Annotated in this window: 19 protein-coding genes and 1 tRNA gene; 4 read left to right on the top strand and 16 right to left on the bottom strand. The window is 37.1% G+C overall.

Going from position 1 to position 23,744, the window contains the following annotated elements:
* Nucleotides 1-50: 50 nt before the first annotated feature.
* The 8 genes from A3H37_02950 to A3H37_02915 all read right to left on the bottom strand — a co-directional run bounded on the left by A3H37_02950 (nucleotide 51) and on the right by A3H37_02915 (nucleotide 9,087).
* Complete coding sequence (locus A3H37_02950) at nucleotides 51-2,414, bottom strand: hypothetical protein (protein ID OGL50787.1); 2,364 nt, start codon at nucleotides 2,412-2,414, stop codon at nucleotides 51-53.
* Between the two features lie 337 nt (nucleotides 2,415-2,751).
* Nucleotides 2,752-3,228 (bottom strand): hypothetical protein, encoded by a 477-nt coding sequence (locus tag A3H37_02945; protein OGL50786.1) that lies wholly within the window; start codon nucleotides 3,226-3,228, stop codon nucleotides 2,752-2,754.
* 42 nt (nucleotides 3,229-3,270) lie between these two features.
* A complete protein-coding gene (locus A3H37_02940) occupies nucleotides 3,271-4,176 on the bottom strand; it encodes a hypothetical protein (protein ID OGL50785.1) in 906 nt (301 codons plus the stop codon).
* Nucleotides 4,177-4,375: 199 nt separating this feature from the next.
* A tRNA-Leu gene (locus tag A3H37_02935) sits at nucleotides 4,376-4,456 on the bottom strand.
* A gap of 153 nt (nucleotides 4,457-4,609) precedes the next feature.
* A complete protein-coding gene (locus tag A3H37_02930) occupies nucleotides 4,610-5,290 on the bottom strand; it encodes a glucose-1-phosphate thymidylyltransferase (protein OGL50784.1) in 681 nt (226 codons plus the stop codon).
* A gap of 87 nt (nucleotides 5,291-5,377) precedes the next feature.
* Nucleotides 5,378-7,189 carry a glutamine--fructose-6-phosphate aminotransferase gene (locus A3H37_02925; GenBank protein ID OGL50783.1) on the bottom strand — a complete coding sequence of 604 codons (1,812 nt, stop codon included), beginning with the start codon at nucleotides 7,187-7,189 and terminating at the stop codon, nucleotides 5,378-5,380.
* Between the two features lie 12 nt (nucleotides 7,190-7,201).
* Nucleotides 7,202-8,398 carry a hypothetical protein gene (locus tag A3H37_02920; protein OGL50782.1) on the bottom strand — a complete coding sequence of 399 codons (1,197 nt, stop codon included), beginning with the start codon at nucleotides 8,396-8,398 and terminating at the stop codon, nucleotides 7,202-7,204.
* Nucleotides 8,399-8,517: 119 nt separating this feature from the next.
* The gene (locus A3H37_02915; protein ID OGL50781.1) at nucleotides 8,518-9,087 is read right to left on the bottom strand and encodes a hypothetical protein; all 570 of its coding nucleotides are present in this window, start codon (nucleotides 9,085-9,087) and stop codon (nucleotides 8,518-8,520) included.
* A gap of 136 nt (nucleotides 9,088-9,223) precedes the next feature.
* Here A3H37_02915 and A3H37_02910 point away from each other — a divergent pair, with 136 nt between their 5' ends.
* A complete protein-coding gene (locus A3H37_02910; GenBank protein ID OGL50780.1) occupies nucleotides 9,224-9,409 on the top strand; it encodes a hypothetical protein in 186 nt (61 codons plus the stop codon).
* Nucleotides 9,399-9,923, top strand: a complete 525-nt coding sequence (locus A3H37_02905) for a hypothetical protein (protein ID OGL50779.1) — start codon at nucleotides 9,399-9,401, stop codon at nucleotides 9,921-9,923. The genes A3H37_02910 and A3H37_02905 overlap by 11 nt, the downstream gene beginning before the upstream one ends.
* Here the strand turns inward: A3H37_02905 and A3H37_02900 are convergent.
* Nucleotides 9,912-13,484, bottom strand: a complete 3,573-nt coding sequence (locus tag A3H37_02900) for a DNA polymerase III subunit alpha (protein OGL50778.1) — start codon at nucleotides 13,482-13,484, stop codon at nucleotides 9,912-9,914. The two genes, A3H37_02905 and A3H37_02900, sit on opposite strands and share 12 nt — an antisense overlap.
* Entirely contained in the window at nucleotides 13,484-14,305 is an 822-nt protein-coding gene (locus A3H37_02895) for a nucleoside triphosphate pyrophosphohydrolase (GenBank protein OGL50777.1), read from the bottom strand. The genes A3H37_02900 and A3H37_02895 overlap by 1 nt, the downstream gene beginning before the upstream one ends.
* 233 nt (nucleotides 14,306-14,538) lie before the next feature.
* Between A3H37_02895 and A3H37_02890 the strand changes: the two genes are divergently transcribed.
* On the top strand, nucleotides 14,539-15,279 hold the full coding sequence (locus A3H37_02890; protein OGL50776.1) for a hypothetical protein: 741 nt from the start codon (nucleotides 14,539-14,541) through the stop codon (nucleotides 15,277-15,279).
* Between the two features lie 87 nt (nucleotides 15,280-15,366).
* On the opposite strand, the gene A3H37_02885 is transcribed toward A3H37_02890, so the two are convergent.
* From A3H37_02885 to A3H37_02860, 6 genes are read right to left on the bottom strand one after another with little or no spacing between them, the layout of a single operon-like run.
* Nucleotides 15,367-16,131 (bottom strand): tRNA pseudouridine(38-40) synthase TruA, encoded by a 765-nt coding sequence (locus A3H37_02885; GenBank protein OGL50775.1) that lies wholly within the window; start codon nucleotides 16,129-16,131, stop codon nucleotides 15,367-15,369.
* Between the two features lie 8 nt (nucleotides 16,132-16,139).
* A complete protein-coding gene (locus A3H37_02880) occupies nucleotides 16,140-17,348 on the bottom strand; it encodes a hypothetical protein (protein ID OGL50774.1) in 1,209 nt (402 codons plus the stop codon).
* A gap of 21 nt (nucleotides 17,349-17,369) precedes the next feature.
* Entirely contained in the window at nucleotides 17,370-18,731 is a 1,362-nt protein-coding gene (locus tag A3H37_02875) for a hypothetical protein (protein ID OGL50773.1), read from the bottom strand.
* A gap of 1 nt (nucleotide 18,732) precedes the next feature.
* Nucleotides 18,733-19,620, bottom strand: coding sequence for a site-specific tyrosine recombinase XerD (locus tag A3H37_02870; GenBank protein ID OGL50937.1), 888 nt, complete (start codon nucleotides 19,618-19,620; stop codon nucleotides 18,733-18,735).
* A gap of 26 nt (nucleotides 19,621-19,646) precedes the next feature.
* The gene (locus tag A3H37_02865) at nucleotides 19,647-20,144 is read right to left on the bottom strand and encodes a hypothetical protein (protein ID OGL50772.1); all 498 of its coding nucleotides are present in this window, start codon (nucleotides 20,142-20,144) and stop codon (nucleotides 19,647-19,649) included.
* Nucleotides 20,145-20,156: 12 nt separating this feature from the next.
* On the bottom strand, nucleotides 20,157-21,254 hold the full coding sequence (locus tag A3H37_02860) for an LPS export ABC transporter permease LptG (protein ID OGL50771.1): 1,098 nt from the start codon (nucleotides 21,252-21,254) through the stop codon (nucleotides 20,157-20,159).
* Between the two features lie 165 nt (nucleotides 21,255-21,419).
* Here A3H37_02860 and A3H37_02855 point away from each other — a divergent pair, with 165 nt between their 5' ends.
* A complete protein-coding gene (locus A3H37_02855; protein ID OGL50770.1) occupies nucleotides 21,420-23,606 on the top strand; it encodes a recombinase RecD in 2,187 nt (728 codons plus the stop codon).
* Nucleotides 23,607-23,744: the final 138 nt, after the last annotated feature.

The following is a 23,744-nucleotide window of genomic DNA, read 5'->3' as shown; positions in this document are numbered from 1 at the left end:
TAAAGTTATAATCACGCTGATAAAAAAGCAGAGATGATATTACTCATAATCTAAAGAAATGAATTCGCTGATGTTCCTTTCCGTTGATCAATAGCGGAAAGAAATATCTTTATATCAGAAATCAGACTGTTAAAATTTAAATCTTCTCTAAGCTGTAATACTTTGAGCGGTTTATTTATTTTAACATCATCATTATTTTCAATTAAGCTTCTTGTGGTTTTTGAAGAAAAACATCCTTCTGACCCAAGAATTATGATTCCGTCAATTGTTGAATCTGAAGAAAATTTATGCGCCATGTCAAACAGAACGTTATCGCTGCTGCAAAAAAACTCCTGAACGTTTAAATCCGTTCCATCAGGGAGATAGCTTATGCTGATATTTTTGTCAGTTAAATGGTTGAGTTCTTTTTCTTTTAAAAAATTCAGAATAGGCCCTGACAGATTTGAATTATGAAGAATATAGGGTGGTGAAAGAAAAGCTATTTTAAGCGATTTCTCGTCTTTTTTAACTCCAAAGTCTTTCAGAGACTTTAACTTTTCCATTATTGTTTCTTTGTAATTAGAAACAGCATTATGATAGGAATTATGAATCTTTTTTATATTCTGAGTAAACAGCAGTCCTACTTTTGAACATGCCTGATAGCTTGGTCCATTGACAGGATCAAAAAGAAAATTGACAATTGGGGGAAAACCATCTTTCAAGGTTTTCATTTTTTCAATAAAGCTTGAAAGATGCTGGCAGTACTGGTTGGGTATTTTTGCCTTTATTTCAGGTATTAAAATAATATCAACTTTGTCTTTAAGCTCAGAAAGCTGGTTAAAGGTAAACTTAACCGGAAGACAGGCGTCTTTGAAAACAGAGCCTGAGTTTTTCTCGGAATTGATATTTTTCCAGATATCAGCGAATTTGAAATTGACACCAACTTCTCCAAAAAAGCTTTTCAAAAACTCTCTTGAGCCTAAATGCAAAGAAGCTCCTGGAATACCGATTGTCTTTAATTTTGAGCGGATTGAAAAAGGAAACAGATGTTTTTCATCTTCACTCTGGTAAGGTACTCCTGATTTCATATCCTTCATATATGAGTAGTTATCTTTCTTCCATTTTGAAATTATATTTTTTGCATATGTTTTAATAACTACGTTGTAAGCATCTCTTGCCCAGACTCTTTTAAGTATCTGTACCCAAGAATAGAATTTATTCATTGCTTTAAAAGTTTCCTTTTGAAGTTCAAAAGGAGTCATTTTCTTTGGGGTATATACTACATGATGAGCATCATAAAGATTCCAGTCATAGGTCAATATTCTGGATTCTTTTTTATAGCTTTCATATGTTTGTGTTCCTGGCAGGGGAGTGAGAATCATAAATTGTACTGAATCGATATTAAGTCTTTTTGCAAAGGCAACCGTCTCTCTAATGGTTTTTATGTCATCTTCATCAGAACCAAAAACAAACATGCCGTGAATTTGTATATTTTCTTCATGAAGCTTTTTTATGCTCTGTTCAATATCTTCAAGCTGTTGTCCCTTTTTAAATAGCTTTAAAGTATTTGGGTTTATTGACTCAAAACCAATGTATACATTGTAGCAACCAGTCCTTTTCATAAGTTTAAGGAGATTATTGTCATTAACCACATCAACTCTTGCCTGTGCGCTCCACTCTGGAGCAACATTTTTGCTTAACATATATTCAAGAAGGGTTTTTGTCCTCTCTTTGTTTGCGGTGAAGTTGTCATCAACAAAAAAGACATGTCTTCTATTTGCTTTTTTCAGTTCTTCTATTATCAGTTCGTGGTTTCTGAAGCGGTAGTTTTTCCCGTTTATTGCAGTAACTGAACAGAAATTACAGTTAAAAGGGCAACCTCTTGAAGTTGAAACAGGAAGGACTTTCATTTTTTTATAACCATCTATAAGAGACAAATCAGGAACAGGATAGAGATTGAGATTGTCTTGTAAATTTCTGGGAGGGTTGTGAACGGGGGTTTCATCTTTTTTGAAAGAGAGCCCATGGATTTCGCTTAAGTCTTTTCCGTCAATTAAAGCATCAATCAGTTCTTCAAATGTCTCCTCTCCCTCACCTCTGACTATATAATCTGCATATTTTAGTCCTTCATCAGGGAGGAAGGTATTATGTACTCCGCCAAGGATAACCGGTATTCCTCTTTCATTAGCCTTTTTTGCTATTTCATAACCTCCTGTAGCAGTAGTGGTTATTGATGAAATCCCAATCAGGTCAGAGCTCAGAACATCATCAAAGTTAATTCCATTAAGGTCTTCCACATAAATTTTTACGTCAAAACCTTTTCTTGCAAGAATAGTTCCGAGTATTGGCAACCCAAGCCTTGGAATAGGAATTCTTGAAAAGACATGAATTCCAGGCGATTTGGGTTCAATTAGAGTTATCTTCCTGATATTCATTTTTCAAATAAAAAAAAGCTGTAAACCTTTTCTTATATCTTCTTTCTAAGCTTAAAATGTTTAGAAAACCTGTATTAAAAAATAACCCGAATCAGAGAATTATGCTGAACTGCCTGATTCAGGTTTAAAAATTTTTATCATTGAAAATCTAAAAAGTCAACAGAATCTTAAGGGAAAAGTTGTTTGTTTGGAAAAATGTGACAGGTTCGAACAGGCTGTTTAGACAAGTTATTACATTTTATGTGGGTGGAAATAGTAAGTTCGGCAAATAAGATTGCTTTGTCGTTACACTTCTTGCAATGACTTCTGCTCTTCCGGGCTTAAAGCATTCTATAACTTACGGCACCTTATCACATTTTATAGTCTTTATATGAATTCCTTTAACTCCGGAATAGCCTGGATATATATCCCCTGTTATCTCAACTTCATTGCCGACAACATGAACAAGGGTTAGCCAGGTAAATTTCTTTTTGTTTTGAGCATTGATTTGAGCTTGAAGCTCTTTTCCAAAGATGCGTGTAATTCTCGGGGCATTCATGTTTTGATTCAGGAATATTGCGGATTTTTCTCCTTTTTTTGGAGCTGGATAGTAGAGAGTACCATCTTTGGTAAGGAGGAAAAGCTTGCCTCCTCTCTCAGCATTGGTTTTAGCAACAACAAGTTCTTCCTCAGTATAAGGCTTATTCTGCGGACTGTAGGCGTTATTAAACAGAGTATTCCCATCTATAACAACAGCCTTAAGAGTTTCGGCATTAAGCAATGCTGCTGTTGACATAAGCAATATAAAAAAAATCATTATTTTTATATTTTTCATTTTTACCTCTTTAAAGTTATAAGTTACAGGTTATAAATTATTTTATATTTCCGCCTGTTTCAAGTCTTCAATCACTGGCATTGTTTCCTTGCTTCTTTTTGCAGACAAATCTTTGTAGATAAGATAACTTGAAAAGCAGAAACCAAAGATTATTGCTAACATAATAGGCCAGTTGATATGAACCCAGGGTTCTTTTAGCATGCCCCATTTAGCAAGGATCTCAATATCGTTCCAGAATATCAAAACTACAGGAATGGAATACCTTAGATTTGCACCGAACGTATCAAAGTTTAGTAACTTGTATGCAAGATAAAAAGCTACTGCAAAAGAACAAAAGAACACGGCATAAATGAATTTACCCTTTGCGCCAAAGATCGCTTCATCGTAACCCATAATCAGCAGGACATAGAAAAACCACGTTGTCATAATATATTCAAAAGCGGTTCGTGGTCCATAGTTGTCTATTTTTCCGGTTGCTACAGCACCTCTCATAAGATGGAGTTTTCTTCTGAGGTAAGCAAAAAGATTGCACCTTACGCTTTCCTGAAACATAAGATACATGCAGACCATTAACAGAACTCCAACTGACCATTGCATCATCCTGTATTCTGGATAGCTTCCGTTATAGGTATAAGATACCCCCAATCTTTCACCGCCATAGATAAGCCCATATTCAAAGGATATCCACATTCCTGTGCCGCCTAAAACCCCGAAAAAGCTCTGCCACCCGTCGCTTTTAAAGAATCTTGTTAAGACAATAAAGAGAAACCCGACAACCATACACCACTGCCCAAATGACCACATTAATTCGGGATGCTCCTTATTGATTATCACCATAACCACATGGCCTAAAGCAACAGTAGCGAAGATCCATATTAGTGATAGAGCGGTATAAAATACAGCTTTTAGTTTAATAGGTTTCTGTCTCATTTGTTTTATTGTTGTCATTAAAGGTCTCCTTACAAAAACAATATTTTTATCTCAAAAAAACAAGATACACAATTTTTGATTAAAAGATAAATATAATTAACTTTTAATTTATAAATAAAATATGGAAATATTGTAAATTTTTGTAAATTGAATGTAAATAATTAATCTTAAAATGGATTTTTGATTCTTCAAGGTATCTGATAAATATTATGATAGATGCCGAAGGGGGGATTCGAACCCCCACGGGAAACCCGCCACCCCCTCAAGATGGTGTGTCTGCCAATTCCACCACTCCGGCGTTTGAAAAATCAAAAATTTAAATTAAGTAATCCTGATTAATATTTCCAGCAAAAATCTGAGACAATAATATTTATTACTAAAAAAAAATCAAGATAAAAGTTGCTGATGTTAAGGGAAGAGATGCGTTTGTAATTGAAATTCTTAAAAAATTCTATCTTAGTTTTTTTATTTCAATGTCCTGCCTTAGCTTGACTACTGTATCAGGTGGGATATAACCATGTGCCGATGCAAGTGGATAGATTAAAGACCTTTTTCCTACAAGGGTTCCCGGATTTAAAACAGCATTGCACCCTGTTCCAGAGTTATCTCCCATAATGGCTCCGAGCTTTATTAAACCTGTATCATAGAGCTTATTGTTTATTTTTATTTTTATAGATTTATCAATAGATATCTTATAATTTGAGAGAATAGTTCCAGCTCCGAGATTTACATTGTTTCCAAGAACACTGTCACCAAGATAGTTGAAATGAGGCGCATTGGAACCATCAATCATTATGCTGTTTTTAATCTCTGAAGCATGACCTATGACACAGTTATTACCGACAATAACATTTCCGCGTATATATGCACAGGAACGGATTTCAACATTATTACCAATAATTGCTGGTCCTTTTATTACAGTGCCGGGTTCAATTGTAGTATTTTCACCAATAAAAATGTCATGCCCTTGCAGATAAACACCATCTGTAATTTTGGAGTTGATTCCGGGTCTTAAATTATTTTTCAGGTAGTCAGGAAAAATCTTTAAACAGTCCCAGACAAACTGAAGACCTTCAAACAGTCTCTTATGCTCAAATCTGCTCAGGTCAAAAAAATCTGATGGCAATAACATTAATATTTTTCTCCAATTACCCTTCGACAAGCTCAGGGTGCTTTTTCTGCTGACTCAGTATGAGAGCATGGTGAGCTTGTCGAACCATCATGCAACTGTTACAGATTTTGCAAGAGAACGCGGTTTGTCAACATTTTTTTTAAGCGCAGTAGCAGAAAAATAAGCAAAAAGCTGACCAGCAATAAGCTGCATCAGAGGAGCTATCAGATGAGGAGATTTTGGCAGAATTACTTCTTCATCAAAAATTCCTTTTGCATCTCCAAAATGAAGCCCTAAAACAAAACCTGTTCTTGCCTTTATCTCTTCAACATTCCCAAGAGTTAAAGAAAATAATGCGTTATCTTCTTTTGGTGGCATAAAGATTAAAGAGTTAATGTCTTTGTCAATTAATGCGATTGTTCCATGCTTCATAAAACCACCCGACATACCCTCTGCATGGTTGTAAGTGACTTCTTTCATTTTCAGGGCTGATTCAAGCGCTATGGCGCTGTAGATTCCTCTTCCAAGATAGAGCCAGTTTTTAACACGGGCGTGTTTGTATGCTATGTTTCTTATGATTGCAGAATGTTCGTTCAATATTGTTCTTATTATTTCTGAGCCTTCTTCAAGTTCTCTGTGAAATCTCTGGTAGGTCTTTTGAGAAATATTTTTTCTTATTTTCTGCAACTCAATGGCAATGCGAATCAGGATTACTATCTGTGAAAGGGCAGCTTTTGTGCTCAATACACATATCTCCGGTCCTGAATCCTGCATTATGGAGTGATTTACCTCTCTTGCCATTGAAGACCCGACAACGTTAACTATTGCAGATGTTTTTGATTTATTTGATTTGGAAAACCTCAGAGCCCTTAATGTATCGTATGTCTCTCCTGACTGGGAAATTGCAATTATAAGCGTTTTTTCATTTACCTCAGCGATGTATTCAAATTCATCAGAAGATATGGCAGGGATATATTTGCCTGTCAGACTTGAAAAATAATACTGTGCACACAGAGCAACATAATATGTGGTTCCAACTCCGACAAAGTATGTCTTTTCGCTTTCAAGTATCATTTTTGCCAGTGTCAAAATTGATTCTTTTTCTATATTGAGGGCATTGATTATTGTCTGTGGCTCTTCATAGATTTCCTTCAGCATGTAATGGGGATAGCCGCCCTTTTTAGCCATTTCAGCATCCCACTCTATTTTTTTGATTTCCCTTTCTTTCTCTTTTCCTGTAAAAGCGTCTTTTATTTGGAAGTTATCTTTTGTGACAATGGCATATTCTCCGTCATTCAGAAAAACAATATTTTTTGTATATTCGATAAAAGCATTTAAGTCAGAACCAATAAACATATCCCCCATACCAACTCCCAGGACAAGAGGGCTTTCATTCCTTGCGCAGTATATTGTTTCAGGAGAGTGGACTGATATCAGTGCAAAAGCATAGGTTCCTGATAATCTTTTTATTGTTTCTCTGATTGCTTTTTCCACATCTCTGAATTTGCTGTAAAACTCTTCAATCTCGTGGACAATTACTTCAGTATCTGTTTCAGAAAGAAATTTATGCCCTTTTTTCTGAAGCTCTGATTTAAGTTCCCTGTAATTTGAAATAATGCCATTATGTACTATGGCAAATTCCTTGTTGCAGCTCGAGTGAGGGTGTGAGTTCTCTTTTGAAACACCTCCGTGTGTTGCCCATCTTGTATGTGCAATCCCTATTTTCCCTGACAGTTCAAGAAATTTTTCTTTTTGGTTTACTTCATCCACTGCGCCGATGTTTTTCTTTATTTTGATCTGTCCGTCTGAAAGCACAGCAATTCCGCAGGAATCATAGCCGCGGTATTCAAGATTCCTTATGCTATTATAAAGTTTTTTCGTTATATCTGCTCGTCCGATTAATCCGCTTATTCCGCACATAAACAAATCTCTTCAGATAGATCCCTTGTGAGGGATTTTGGCTTTGTGAGGGATAATGGTTCCAGGCAAGATTGTGTTTGAAGCACCTATAACAGCATCGTCTCCGATAAAGGCTCCGAGCTTTTCAAGTTTGCTGTCAATGTATTTGCCGTTTATATGAGTTTTGATGGTTTTCTTTTCTATATCAGTATTTACTGTCATTACTCCTGAACCTATATCAACACTGTCACCAATAATGCTGTCTCCTATAAAAGAAAGGCGCCCTATCTTTGCCTTATCAAATATTATGCTGTTTTTGATTTCAACCCCGTACCCGACAAGGCTTCTTGCCCCGAGTGAAGTATATTCCCTTATAAGGGAGTTGTTGCCAACAAAGGAATCAGCGCCTATATAACAGGGACCGTTTATAGTAGCTCCGGCTTTTATTGTTACATTGTCCTCAATGAACACTGGCCCGTTTATACGCACATTGTCTTCAAATCTTGCGGTAGTTGGAATCGTAGTTTTAACTATTGACTTCATCAAAATCTTATTTGCATCAATAACATTCCATGGATATCCCAAGTCTATCCAGTCCTCTTCAAAGATTGAAGCGTGAAGCCCTACATCCTTGACAAGAAGGTCAAAAGCTTTTTCCATGTTGCTTTTAACTTTTGACAGCAGCTTAAAGAAATCGGTTGGAAGGATAAAGACTCCAGCCAAGATATAGTTTCCGAATTTCCTGTTAACCGGTTTTTCTATAATCTTGGTTATCTGAACTTCCTTGTCCATATAGATGTTGCCGTAAAGTCCCGGGGCAGGGGGAAGACAAATGGTTGCAGTAGGTCCCTTTATTGAGTTGAATGAGATTAGGGTGTTAAGGAATATGTTTGGGGAAAAAACAATGTCTCCATAAACAAGAAAAAAATATTCGTTTTGAGAAAATAACTTCTGCGCAGACATTACTGCGCCACCAATGCTTGTAGTTTCCTTCTGCTCGGCATAGGTTATTGAAACCCCACATCTATCACCCCTGCCAAAATATGATTTTATCTTTTCTTTCTGGTGCCCAAGCACAATAATCTGGTCATTGATTCCAATGTCCTTCAATCCAAGGATGATATACTCCAGAACAGGTTTACCGCAGATATTTATCATTGATTTAGGGCGGGTTTCTGTGATTGGGACCAGGTTTCTCCCTTTGCCACCTGCTAAGATAAGAGCTCTCATAAAAAATTTTTCTCCTTAAATTAAGGATACATTATCTAATGAAATTAAATGAACTCAGTCTTATTGTCAATGAAAAATAATAATAGGAAGGAATATAGTGAAAGTATTTTAAATATATTTTATTCATAACGCCTTTCAAAAAGCATATCAACAAGGTTTCCCATGCTTTCTCCCTGATGCCTGCTGATTTCATAGAGTCTTTTTACATCTATTATTCCTTGTGAATTGTATTGCATGTTAAATTCCGAACCTATTACGCTGTCAATCTGTGAGTATATGCTATCAAGATGTTCTTTTAGCAGACCTTCAGCTTTATTCATTGTTTCTTCAAGAAGGAATAGATTCTTGTCGCGGCTTCTTTTTACAAGCTCTTCTTTCAATAACTCGTATTCCTGTTTGTATTGATTGAAAAGAGGTGTGTGTTTGCCTATTATTCCGGGTACGGTTCCTATTCTTAAATCTCTTGCCGTAGATCCATCACTTACTTTTTTGAGAACCGGATATCTTGCTGAAAAGACCTGAACAAAGATTACATCATCAAGGCGTTTAAGAAAATAATTTTTAAATTCATCATCAGTAAACCTTTGCATCTCTGCGGCTGGAAGTAAAGGTTGATAATGCGTGCAGGAGGTTATTGATAAGAATGAAGTTAAAATACAGTAAAAGCAGAGATACTTCAATTTAAGCATAAGAAGACCTCCAAAAGAGTGAGGTAAAAAAACGGAAAGACAGTTTTATAAATTATTTTTTTGCCTGTGATAGTTTAATTATGCTATAAATAATATACTTTCTGTCAAGGAAAATGAACTGAAATCCAAGGAGCGGTTGCGCAAGAACCCAGAAAAAGTCTGTTATTCGCCATTGAGCACCTCTGTACTTGTTATGTTTGATGAGGTTGCAGAAGCAGTAATGATTATATCAGAAGTAAATTACCACGTGCTTCCGTACAGGGTATTCAGGTTGTTTCTTTCATTAAAAGAAAATATAAAAAGGAATCTGCTTGGAATCTGAAATCCTAAAAACATTTAATAAAAAGATAATCATTTTCATTATTATTCTAATTTTAGTTGCTGGTTGCGCATCTCAATCAGACAGGAGAAAGGAACTATTAAGAGGTAATATCCATAACCTGCTTGGCACTCCGTACCAATGGGGAACTATTTCTAAAAAAGGGATTGATTGCTCAGGATTTACTCAGGAGGTTTACAGGAGGGCAGGGGTGGCTATTCCAAGAACTGTTCAGGAGCAGTTTGAAAAGGGAAGGGAGGTTGAAGAGGATGAGCTTGAGTACGGGGATTTAGTGTTCTTTCATGCAAAGCCGGGAGATAGTTTAGATTGCTGCCTTTCTCTATGTATCCTGCCTAATTTAAAAGTTCATCGCTCAAAAACGGCTACCCATGTCGGAATATATCTTGATGGAAGAAAATTTGTGCACGCCTCCGCAAGCCGGGGTGTGGTTGCTGACGATTTGAATAGTCAGCACTGGAAAGAACGGTTTGCCGGTGCAAGGCGTTTACTGGATTAGGCACTGAACAGTGCCTCCTCCAGTCAGGTTTTCTATTTTCCTGAGTGTTTCTTTTTTCGGATTGATTTTTATTTCCTGATTCAGGTCAATTATTACTGACAATTTCTGTGGTGTTGCTATTTTGAATACAACAGTGCATTTCCCTTTTTCGTTTACAAAAAGCTCCCTGAGTTCATTAAGGGAGTCTTTTGTTATTCCTGTTGCCGTAAAATCAATCAGTATTTTTGAAGCCATTTCTTCTTCAGCATTTTCAAGAGATATGATTCTCTCTGCAATGATTTTTGGTGACTGGCTTTTATATGTAACTTTTCCTTTCACTAATATCGGGCTGTCTTTTTCCAAAAGGTTAGATGACTTTTTGTAAACTTCAGAGAAAGCAACTATTTCAACCTCTCCTGTCATATCTTCAAGATTAATAAATGCCATCTCCTCATTTTTCTTGTTTAAATGTTTTTTGCAATTCTTGACCATTCCTCCTAAATAAACAACATCCCCTTCTTTTTTTGAAAATTTTGGATTTTCCTGAACTATTACTGATTCCTCCTCTTCCCCGTTTGAGCCGTTATTCTTAAAGGACAGGGTTTCACATTTGCAGTTTGTTATTCTCTCAATTATCGATGCATAACGTGCAAGAGGATGTCCTGTGAGATAAAAGCCGAGAATCTCTTTTTCCTTTGTCAGCAGTTCATGCTCGGACCATTCAGGACTATCAGGCATTGATACTGAATCATTTACAATCGGTTCCTCAGCGCTGGAAACATCAAAAAGATTTGTCTGCCCTGATTGTTTTTCCTTCTGTATCTTTTGAGCTTTTTCCATGAATAAATCTATGCTCAAAACCATCTGGCGACGGTTCCCTCCAAGTTTATCAAATGCCCCTGCAAGGATCAGGCTTTCAATTACTCTTTTGTTGACAACCCTTAAATCAACATTTGTACAGAACTCAAAAAGGCTTTTAAATCCTTTGATTTCATTTCTTGTTCTTATGATAGATTCAATAGCCTGAACTCCAACATTTTTTACAGCTGTAAGACCAAAGTTTATGGAATTTCCCTTTATTGTGAAATCCCCAAAACTTTCATTTATATCAGGAGGCAGAATTTCTATTCCCATTTCCCTGCAGTCAGAGATGTATTTTACTATCTTGTCATTATTGCCCACTTCACTTGAAAGAAGCGATGCCATGAATTCAACCGGGTAGTGTGCCTTGAGATAAGCAGTTCTGTAAGCTATCAGCGCATATGCAGCGCTGTGTGATTTGTTAAAGCCGTAACCGGCAAATTTTTCCATAAGGTCAAATATTTTTTCAGCCTTTGAAGGATTGATTCCGTTTTTCTTTGCCCCTTCAATGAACTTTTCTCTCTGTTTGCTCATCAGCTCGGCTTTTTTCTTTCCCATTGCACTTCTGAGGATGTCAGCCTCTGCAAGAGAAAAGCCTGCAAGTTCATTTGCGATTTTCATCACCTGTTCCTGATAGAGAATCACCCCATGGGTGTTTTCAAGAATATTTTTTAAAGCAGGAACATCATAAGTGACTTTTTTCTTTCCGTGTTTTGCCATTATAAAATCTTCACCCATACCGCTCTGAAGAGGTCCGGGCCTGTAGAGCGCAATGAGAACAATCAGTTCTTCATAAATGCCGGGTTTTAATTTTCTCAAAAGGTCTCTCATTCCTCCACTCTCAAGCTGGAACACACCGGCGGTGTTTGCTTCAGAGAGCAGTTTGTAGGTAAGAGGGTCGTCAAGGGTAATCTGGTCAAGCAAAAGTTCTGTGCCCTGATTGTTTTTAATCATCTCAATTGTTTTTTTGATGACAGTCAGGGTCTTGAGGCCAAGAAAATCCATTTTTAAAAGGCCTATTGTCTGAATGTCATCCATAGGAAACTGAGTAAGAATTTCTTCTCCTGACTTGTTGCTTCCTCTCTGTTCTGATGATTTGTAGAGCGGCAAAAACTCTTCAAGCGGCTTTGGAGAGATAACAACTCCGGCAGCGTGGGTTGATGGTTGCCGTGACAAGCCTTCAAGGATTTTTGCAATTTTGAAAAGTTCGGCAACCTTTTCATCCTGCTGCATTAATTCATTTAGCTTTGGCTCTTCTGCAGTAGCCTGCTCTATAGTTATTTTAGGGCGAAATGGAATAAGCTTTGCAATGCTGTCAACAACAGCATAGGGCATTCCAAGCACCCTGCCAACATCTTTTATGACTGCTCTTGCCATAAGGGTTCCAAAGGTGATTATCTGTCCAACATTGTTTTTGCCGTATTTATTCTTCACATAGCTTATCACCTCGTCCCTGCGGTCCTGGCAGAAATCTGTGTCTATATCAGGCATACTTTTTCTTTCAGGGTTTAAAAACCTTTCAAAAATAAGACCGTATTTGATTGGGTCAATGTCAGTTATGTTAAGGGCATAAGCTGCTAAACTTCCTGCAGCAGAGCCCCTTCCCGGACCAACAGGGATATTGTTTTCCTTTGCATATTTAATAAAATCCCAGACAATGAGAAAATAGCCTGAGAAATTCATTTTTGTTATGACATCAAGCTCATAATCAAGCCGTTTCCTGTAAAGGGAAGTAATCTCCTCAAAATCCTTTTCTTCTGCTTTTGTTTTTATCTTTTCAAGCCTCTTCTCAAGTCCTTCCTTTGCGAGGGTTATGAGGTATTCATTGAGGCTCAGATTTTCAGGTGGATGATAGACTGGAAGATATGACCTGTCAAAATCGAGGATGAGGTTGCATTTTTCCGCTATCTTAATTGTATTGTGTATTGCATCAGGAATTTCCTTGAATGAATTCCACATATCTTCAGGCGATTTAAAGAAAAACTGGTTTGAAGAAAAAGAGAGTCTTTTTGTATCAGAAAGGGTTTTGCCTGTACCGATGCACAGAAGCACTTCGTGGGCTAATGCATCAGACTTTGAAAGGTAATGACAGTCGTTTGTGGCAACTAGAGGAAGGTTAAGCTTGTTTGCTAACTCTATAAGTTTTTTGTTCACTGATTTCTGGGCTTCAATGCCGTTATCCTGAAGCTCAATGTAAAAATCATCTTTTTCAAAGATTCCTCTGTAGAATTCTGCAACATTGCAGGCATCTTCGAATTTGTCATGGTTTAAGAGAGAGGGGATTTCTCCTTTCAGGCACGAAGTCATCCCTATCAACCCCGAGGAGTATTTTGCAAGAATCTCCTTATCAATTCTTGGCCTGTAATAGAAACCTTCAAGATATGATTTTGTAACAAGCTTAATAAGGTTATGAAAACCTGTCTGATTCTTGACAAGCAATATAAAATGAAAGGATGCCTCGGAGATTCCTTTTGGAGAAGATTTTTCATGCCTGCTTCCTGGCGCAACATATACTTCACATCCGATGATTGGCTTTATTCCCATGTTAAGAGCTTCTTTGTAAAACTGAATGACTCCGAACATATTCCCGTGGTCAGTGATTGCAAGGGCAGGCATTCTGAATTCGTTGGATTTTTTTATCAGGTCCTTTATCTTTAAAGCCCCGTCCAAAAGACTGTACTCTGTGTGGACGTGGAGATGTACAAAATCTGAATGTATCATTAAAGTTCTCCTGAGATTTCTTTCTCTTTAGCCTTTTCCCATAATTTATCAAGCTCATCAAGAGAAAATTTCTCTATGCTCTTTCCGGTTTTTCCAATCTTTTTTTCTATGAAGTGAAATCTTGAAATGAATTTCCTTGCAGTTTTTTTAAGAGCGTCATCGGGGTTAATTTTTAAAAACCTTGAAATGTTTATTAAAGTAAAAAACAAATCCCCAATCTCTTCTTCTATTTTTTCTTTTTTGCCTTCTGCATATGCATTTTCAAACTCTGACAGCTCTTCTTTGAATTTTGCAAAAACCTGGCTGATATTTTCCCAGTCAAAGCCAACCCTTGAAGCTTTGTCCTGAATGCGCTGTGCATAGAGGAGTGCAGGGAGGGTTTTTGGTATTCCCCCAAGGAGAGATTTTTTCTTTTTTTCTTTGTTTTCGCTCTTCTTGATTTCCTCCCATTGCTTCAGAACTTCTTTTGAAGATTTTGCATCCTGACCTTTAAACACATGGGGATGGCGCCTTACCATCTTGTCGTGAAGAACATCTAATATTTCTTTTATTGTAAACTCATTGCTCTCTTTTGCAATCTGTGCGTGAAATATGACCTGAAGAAGGAGGTCTCCGAGTTCTTCTTTAATAAGCTCAGGGTCCTTTTCCTCTATAGCTTCCAGCACTTCGTAAGCCTCTTCGATTAAAAGCGGTTTGATTGACTCCCGTGTCTGTTCCTTATCCCACGGGCATCCATTTGGTCCCCTGAGGGTTTCTATCACCTTAACAACCTTGTCAAAACTATGCTGTTCTTTTTTCTTATTTGATTTTTTGTGTGGCAAAAAAGTCTCCTTTTTAGGATTTCATTAAATAACTATCAAAAGAAAATCTGTTTTGCAATTAAATTTAGAAAAGTTTTTAAACTTGCCTTCAACGTGTAGAGACTGTAAATTTATTTGTATGAAAAGAGACCCCTGCAGACTGACTGAAAATGTCATTGCGATACAGCCTGAATGACAAAAAGGGATTACCTTGAAAGTCTGTTCTTGACAAGCCTGAATAAAGGAACTTTTTGATGCGCTACGCCATCATATCTGATATCCATTCAAACCTTGAAGCCCTTGAAGCAGCACTTGAACTGATTGATAAAGAAAGGGTTGATAAGATTCTGTGCCTTGGAGACATAGTTGGTTACAATACAAATCCAAATGAGTGTGCTGAAATAACAAGAGAGCGTGGAATTAAGGCAATAATGGGGAATCATGACAGGGCTTCCTGTGGAATGTCAGAGCCGGATAATTTCAATGAATATGCAAAAGAGGCGGTTTTATGGACAAGAAAGCATCTCGCAAAGGAAAATTCTGACTACCTGAAATCTTTTAGGGAAATGTTTCTTTTTGAAGACAGATTCCTTCTGGTACATGGTTCACCAAGAAATCCTGATGAGTATATCTTAAGCGCACGTTCTGCAGGAGAGAACCTGCAATATATGGAGAATAATTTTGAAGATATAAGCATCTGCTTTTTTGGGCACACACATGTAAAGGCTCTCTATTGTTCACAAGGAAAGCAGGGTGTTGTTTCAGATTCAGAAGAGGGAATAACGTTTTCTGGTGAAGAAACATTTCTTGTAAATCCCGGCTCAGTTGGCCAGCCAAGGGATGGAGACAAAAGAGGCTCCTTTATCATCTTTGATTCAGAAAAAAGGCTCATATGGTTTAAAGCGGTTCCTTATGATATAGAAAAGACAGCTTCAAAAATAATTAGAGCAGGGTTGCCGGTTTTCCTGGCAGAAAGGCTGTTTATAGGGTGGTGATGTAGGTGTGTTCACCGAACCGCATTACTCCGGCGTTGTTGGCCACCATGTCCTATAGAAGTAGCAGAGCAAGGCTCTGCGGCTACATTAATATTTCACTTCCACCAGAAAAAGCCCTTTTGCAGGGGCTGTGGGACCAGCAGTCCTTCTGTCTTTTGCATTGAGGATGTCTTTCATTATATGAGGACTTATTTCTCCTGTCCCGACTTTTACAAGGGTACCGACCATGTTTCTTACCATGTGTTTCAAAAAACCAGAACCTTTAACCCATATTTCAAAAAGCTCGCCATTGGTTTTTATCTCAATAAGGTCAATCCTTCTTACAGTTGATTTTGCATCACATCCTGTACCCTGAAATGATGCAAAATCCTTTTCACCAACAAGATATTTCGCAGCCTCCTTCATTGATTCTATATCAAGTTTATACCATATGTGCCAGGAATAGGGATAATAAAACGGGGAGTGGATTGGAGATTTCCATATCTGATACTTATAAACCTTTCCTTTAGATTTAAAGCGGGAATGAAATTCTTCATCAACAGCTTCAATATTTTTTACTGAAATATCTTTAGGAAGAACACAGTTTAAAAATCTTAAAAAGTTTTTGTTATTCTGCCACAAAAAAACATTATCTGATGATAAAAAAAGTTTTGATGAATGGAAATTTGCTACCTGTCCAAGAGCGTGAACTCCGGCATCAGTTCTTGCCGCACCTGTCAGATTTATCTTTTCCTGAAGGAGTTTTTCAATAGATTCTGTTAAAATCTTTTCAATGGTTACAGCATTTGGCTGGACCTGCCATCCTGAATAATTGGTTCCGTTATACTGAATCTTCAGTTTGAAATTAGTCATTATGATTTTCAGAAACCTTTTCTTAGAAAGAAAAAAATCCCAAGTGATGTTATAAAGATTAAAATGATTGGTAGCACCATTTTTTTATAGATTCCTGAAAATTTGCTATTGAAATACTGGCGGGTCAGTACAAGGCAGAGATGTGTTGGCGATATGAGCACTCCAATAAACCCTGAAGCGTATGCAAGAGGAAGAAATGTTATATCACTTGATAAACTCAAAAGAATGGGGAAGGTCATCCCTACAAAAGCCACAGTTATGCCTGTGAGAAGACCTATTATGAATGGCATCAGGATTGCAAGCCATACAAGGGAGAATCCAAGGTTTTGAAAATCATTAGATAACAATTGGATAGCACCGCTTACTTTAAGGATATCTTTAAAATACATTACAGCAAAAACAATCAAAAGCATTGGAATGGAAAAGTTATTTTTTGAGATTGAGAAAAAACTCTTAAGCGGGATGCGGTAAATAACAATACTTAAAATAATTGTAATTATCAGGACAAGGCAAATGTCAATTTTGAAAATAAGAATAAGTGCGAGAAAAACAATGAGAGGGAATGCAGCAAAAAGAAAAACAAAATGCCCGACTCTTTCAGGTTTTTCGTGTTCTTCAAGGTGTGCTTTGCTGATTCCCCATAAACCTGCACCAATGCCTCCTACAATAGCAGCAGCAGAGAGCAAGGAATTGTAAAAAACAACAGTTGAAATTCCGCAACCAAGAATACTGGCTGAAAGAAGAACACCGGGATAGGTCGGAAGGCAGTATTCCCAGAGATGCCTGAACCAGAAATTGATGAATGCCTTGTGCTCATTCTTAAGGTTGAGTTTGGCTGATGACTGGTCAACAAGTGGCGCAGAAAGGTATGCGCCGCCCATAATTGGCATAAGCCCCATTATTGCAGGGAGCATTGCCATTGTGATTCTTGAATCCTGAAAGATATGCTCAATTTTATTTATCACCATATTAAGCTGTCCTGATTCCTTCCAGAGGTCATTGAATATGAGAACAAGAATGATGGCTCCACCAAGCTGGATTGTTTCATAAGAAAGAATGACATTAGGAATTTCTTTGAAAAAGGATTCAAAGGGCAATGAAAACAGAATTCCAAAAAGCACAGCAGATGAGAGTATGGAAAGCCCTAAATCAAGCTTTCTCCAGACAAGGAAGATAAGCAGGGCAAGCACAATTAGAATTTTCAGCAAATCAAGCATAAAAATCTTTCTTTACGGATTCTATCCTCGTATTAATTTCTTTTTTAATTCCTCTTCATCCACATGGAATTTAAAGGCTTTTTTGCCATTGATGAATATTATTGGTATCTGTTCCTTGTATTTTTCTAAAACTGAATTGTCAGACGAGATATCAATCTCTTTTAATTCAAAATGGAGTGTTTCTTTTACTTTCAACAAAATTTTTTTTGCCTCCTCACACAGAGAGCAGTGGGGCTTGGAGTAGATTTCAACAAGGGGAAGTTTCGGGTTTCGTGACTCGTGGCTCGTGGCTCGTTTGTTTGAGGAGGCAGGGTGAGGATTGAGATGGGCAGACGCAAGGTCTGCCCCTACAGTTTCACTCCGAACTTCATTTTGACTTTTGATTTTTAATTTTTGCTTTTCCTTCAGTTTCCACCTGTCATGCATCCATGCCCACTGGGATGGATATTCGGTTATCATTCTCTCAATTGCTTTTGTGAAGTTTAAAGTGTTTGTGTAGATATCCTTTTCCCTGTCTCCTGTAATGACTACTTCTTCCGGCGGATAGAATTTAATCAGAAAATTATCCTTATCCCTTCTTATAACGCATCCCGGCAGGACTGATGCACCTGTCTTCATTGCAAAGACTGCAGTACCTGTTGGAGTTGTTGCCGGTTTCCCGAAAAAATCTACACACAGAAAACCTCTTCTTGTGTACTGGTCAATCAAAAGCCCCAGAATTTCATTATTGCGAAGAGCCTCCAAAACTTCCTTCATCATATGATTTTCATAGCCTTTTTCCCTGACAATAACCTTTGTTCCGTGAAAAACTCTCAGGTTTTTCAAGATTTCATCAATCCATTGGTTTGAATAACGACGTGAAATTACTGCAGTAGGGTATCCCATTAATGAAATAGAAGCTGGAAAAAACTCCCAGTTTCCAATATGTCCGGTTATTACTATTGCACCTTTCCCTTTTTTTAATGCTTCATCAAGATGTTCAAGACCTTCAACAGAGACATAGTTTTTTAAATTCGAAAGATTAATCTTTGGAATATGGAGTGCTTCTATTCCATTTCTGCCAAGGTTTATAAAAGAGATTTTTGCAGTGTCTTTTATTTCCTTTTCAGAAAATTTATTTCCAAAAACAAACTTTATATTTTCTTCTGCTCTTTTGCGGTCTTTTCTTAAAATCAGATAACAGACCCATCCTCCAAAAGCGCCAATGGAACTTTTAGCTTTAAAAGGAAGATACCATATTGACAACACGAGCAACCTAACAGCTAAATATACAAAGTACCTTCTTGTTTTTTTAATTTGTTTTTTTATTAAATCCCCCCATCCCCCCTTTGCTAAGGGGGGGGTAGGGGGGATTATTACCTTTTTTGAAAATGAATTTTTCATCTCAAGCCCTCGGATGATGTTTTTTATAGATTTCCCTGATTTTTTCAGTTGTAAGATGTGTGTAGATTTGGGTTGTTGAAATGTCTGAATGTCCAAGGAGTGCCTGAACAGACCTCAAATCAGCGCCGCCTTCAAGGAGGTGGCTTGCAAAGGAATGCCTGAGAGTATGAGGGGATATAGTCTTTTTTATTCCGGCTTTTAAAGCATACTTTTTTATAATTTTCCAAAACCCCTGTCTTGTCATTTTTTTTCCTGACCTTGTAAGAAAAAGGTGATCAGATGTTGATTTTTTTAAAAGTATAGATCTTGCCTCGTCGAGATAATTCCTGACACATTTTACTGCAATTTCTCCAACCGGAACAACCCTCTCCTTTGAGCCTTTCCCAAAACACCTCAGGAACCCGACTTCAAGGTTTATGCTGTTAGTGGTAAGTTCAACCAGCTCAGAAACCCTGAGCCCGGCTCCATACAGAATCTCAAGCATAGCCTGGTCCCTTATACCTACAGGGATTTTAGTATCAGGCTGGCACAAAAGCGAGTTAACTTCTACTATGTTTAATGTATGAGGAAGCTTTTTCCATGTTTTCGGCGACTCGATATTTACAATGGGATTATCCTCAATAGCGCCTTTCATCTGCAGGTATTTGAAAAAACCTTTTAAGGAGGCGATTTTACGAATGATGGTTTTTGTTGACAGGCTGTGCTTTCTTGAATCTGATATATATGACCTTATGTTTTTTGAGGTAATGGATTTTATATCTTTGAATCCCTGCTTCTCGATTGATGATGCAAAATCTATCAAATCATGCGAATAGGCTTCAAGGCTGTTTTTTGACAATCCCTTTTCGATTGCCAGGTAATCAAAGTAACTTGACAGGGTCTCATCAATATTTGATGTATCAATGCCAGGCATAGTTAAGGACCGGTTTTCTTGTTTTTAATATTCTTTAAAACTACGAAAATAATCAGATAGCTGATAAAAGAAGAAAGAAATCCAAGCACCACTGTTCCTACAGCAAAGGGTTTTGCAATAATCAAAAAATCGTAGAACAGTAATTTAAAGGCTTTTAGATTAAGAGCAAACAAGGCTTCTCCGAAATCGTTTGCAAAGTTCAAAATATAATTCAAAGTGACCGGTGAGGCGCTGCCTACCAGCTTATTTCCTACAACAAGATTTCCTCCATAAATAAAGGGAATGGTCCATGGATTGTGTACTAAAGTTCCAAGTGCTGCCACTCTGATTCTTACACGGAAAAACCATGCCAAAACTACAGCCAGAATGAGATGGAACCCAAGAAAGGGAGTGAAGCCTGAAAAAATCCCAATTGCAAACCCGAGCGCTACCTTGTGTGGCGGGTCATCAAGCTTTAATATATGTTCAAATCCTTCTTTTAAACTCTTTAATAAATTCATTTAAAAAAAATATCATTCAAGATGAAAAAAAAGATATATTCCTGTTACTCCAAAAATTACCGCAGGTGCAAAAGAGGCAATCATCGGAGGGAGTTTTCCTCCATGGCCAAGAGAAATGCCAAAATGAAAAATAATCCAGTAACTGAACCCGAGAATTATTCCCAATACAAATCCTATAACATTTCCCTTTATGCGTCCTGATTTGACGGCAAAAGAGATTCCGATTAACATCATAACAAGGCATGTTGCAGGCATTGATATTTTGGAATACAGATCAACAATGTAAGTCCTGTACTGGTTATGAGCCAATCCGCTCAGTCTAAGTCTTTTTAAATAAGCACTCAGTTCAAAAAAGGACATTGCCTCAGATTTTTTTGCAATACGCTGAAAATCTTCAAAGCTTTCATTAATTGGTATCTCTTTCTGTTCAAATCTTTCCTTTATAGTCCAGTCATTTCCATTAAAAATCCTGTGTACTCCATTAATAAAGATCCATTTGCCATTCCGATAAAGAACTTTCTGCGCATCAAGCCGCTCTTTGAGTTTAAACTTGTTATCAAGATGGTAAATGGTCACTTTATATATTTCTTTTGAAGATTTTATAAGCAAATCCATATTGAAAAACTGGTTTTTTGAACCTCTGTACCATATTTCCTGTACAGAATCTTTTGATGGATTATAAAATGGATTTATTTTCCCTTTTATTTCATATCCCAAATCATAAAATTTCTGGTTAGTGGTTGGGAGAATCAATTCATTAATTCCAAAAGTCAGAAAAGTTAATAAAACACCAAGCAGAACAAGAGGAATAAAGACTCTGTAAAGACTTATGGCGTTTGAAGTTACTGCTATTAATTCATTCTGGACTATGAAATTTCTTATTGTTAGAAGAGTTGCAAACAGAATAGCAAAAGGAAAAACAGAAAAAATCATAAAGGGGAGTTTGAATGCGTAATAGCGCAGTAGAAGGATTATTGAAGAATGGTTTTCGATTATGTCGTCTATTCTTTCAAACAGGTCTGCAATCAGAAAGACTGACAGAAAAACAAGCAGTATTATTCCGAATGTCCGCAGAAACTCTTTTATTACGTATCTATCAAGGATTTTCATAAATTTAGTTTTGAGCTTTTAATCTTTAATATTTGCACTTTTTCATAATTATGAAAAGATAACATTTTTATAAGCCCATTGTAAACTGTATTTAAAATTAAAAAATAATTGTTTATTATTTGCCATTAATTATTTAAAATAAGTTTTTAGTTATAAAAGGAAACTATGAAGGAAAGATTAACTACAGTAGAGGGAATTATTGAGCGGGTTGTCTATACAAGCGAAGAAGACAATTATACTGTTGCAAGGGTGAAGCTCAGCGATGAATATAAAATCATCACAGTTGTCGGGAATTTATTTGGAGCAAACCTTGGAGAGACTCTTAAGCTCACCGGTGAGTGGGTAAATCACAAGAAGTTCGGAGAGCAGTTTAAAATTGAAAGCTATGTTCCTGTTATACCTGCGACAACAAACGGAATTGAAAAATACCTTGGTTCAGGGCTTATAAAGGGAGTTGGCCCTGTTATGGCAAAGAGGGTAGTTAAGAAATTTGGTCTTAATACACTGGATATAATAGAAAACGACATAGAAAGTCTTAAAAAAGTTGAAGGGATAGGTAAGAAAAGAATAGAGATGATAGCCTGCGCGTGGAATGAGCAGAAGGGGGTAAGGGATGTTATGATTTTTCTGCAGAGCAACGGAGTAAGCCCAGCCTATTCAGCAAAAATTTTTAAGACTTACAAAAATCAGTCTATCTCAATTGTAAAAAACAATCCCTATCGCCTTGCAACAGACATTGTTGGGATAGGATTTAAAATAGCAGACCAGATTGCACAAAACATGGGGATAGAAAAAAACTCTATTGAAAGAGCAAAGGCAGGTGTTGTTTTTGTTTTAAAAGAGCTGGCTGAGGACGGGCATGTCTGCTATCCCTATGAGGAGTTAAAAAATGAGTGCTGCAAGCTTCTTGAGACAGAAGCTGATGTGATTGAAAGTGCCCTTGGAGAACTTGAAAGGACAAAGAACGTTTTCATTGAAAGAAGAAGTGAATATGGAGAAGAGAAACAAGAAGCAATGGTCTATCTGCTCCATTTCTATATGGCGGAATCAGGCGTTGCTGAAAAGATAGCAGATTTGCTAAGGACTCCGTTTGAGAGGGAGATAAAGGACATTGAACATGAGCTAAGCAATGCACAGAAAGGACTAAATATAAAGCTTGCAGATGACCAAGTAAAAGCAATCAAGAACGCTGTTTCAGAAAAAGTTTTAATTATTACAGGAGGACCCGGAACAGGCAAGACAACTATTATCAGGTCAATACTGGGCATTTATGAAAAATTTGGAATAAGAGTAATTTTAGCAGCTCCGACCGGAAGGGCAGCAAAGAGACTTTCAGAGTCAACAGGCAGAGAGGCAAAAACAATTCACCGGCTTCTTGAATATAATCCGCAAAAAGGTGGTTTTGGAAAAAATGAAAATTCAAAACTCAAGACTGATATGGTGGTTGTTGATGAATCCTCGATGGTTGACATTCATCTGATGTATAACCTTCTTAAAGCAATTCCTGAAACATCAAAGTTAATTCTGGTAGGAGATATTCACCAGTTGCCTTCAGTTGGAGCAGGAAATGTTTTAAAGGATATAATTAATTCAGGGAAAGCAGTGGTTGTGCATCTTAAGGAGATTTTCAGGCAGGCTGCCGGAAGCATGATAATTGTTAATGCCCACAGGATTAATCAGGGCAAATTTCCAATAATTCCAAAAAACGAGAGCGGGAGGCTTTTTGATTTTTATTTCATTGAAGAAGAGGATGGTGAAAAGATAGTAAAAATTATAAAAGAGCTGTGTGTTGAAAGAATTCCAGAAAGGTTCAAATTCAATCCAATTGATGATATTCAAGTTTTAAGCCCCATGCATAAAGGTATTACAGGAGCTTCAAACCTCAATCATGAACTGCAGGAAGCGCTGAATCCTGGCGGTGTGGAATTTGCAAGGGGAGGAAGGGTTTTCAGGATTAATGACAAAGTGATGCAGGTGAGAAATAATTATGATAAGGATGTTTATAATGGTGATATAGGAAGGGTAGTGGAAATTGATTTTGAGAAACAGGAATTAAAAGTGTTGTATGATACTGGCATAGTGGGCTATGATTTCTCAGAGCTTGATGAAATATATCTTTCCTATGCAATATCTGTTCACAAGTCTCAGGGTTCTGAGTATAAAGCTGTAATAATACCCCTACTCCCGCAACACTACTTCCTGCTTCAGAGGAACCTTCTTTATACTGCTGTTACCAGAGGGAAAAGGCTTGTCATTTTAGTGGGTACAAAAAAGGCAATCGGAATGGCACTGAGCAACAACAAGGTTCAGGAAAGATACACCTTGCTGAGACAGAGATTGATAAAGCATTAAGTAATTGACATAAATGGTATTAAATCCTAAATTTAAAATCCTAAGTTCTAAACAATTTCAAAAACGAAATATAAATGTTAAAATCTGTTTTGGATTTAAGTAATTTGAATTTTGGATTTGTTTACCTGTCTGCCGGCA

It is taken from the genome of Candidatus Schekmanbacteria bacterium RIFCSPLOWO2_02_FULL_38_14 (assembly GCA_001790855.1).
Lineage (GTDB): Bacteria > Schekmanbacteria > GWA2-38-11 > GWA2-38-11 > GWA2-38-11 > 2-02-FULL-38-14-A.
Note: the sequence above shows the minus strand (reverse complement) of the source record. Positions and strands in the feature narration are given on the sequence as shown.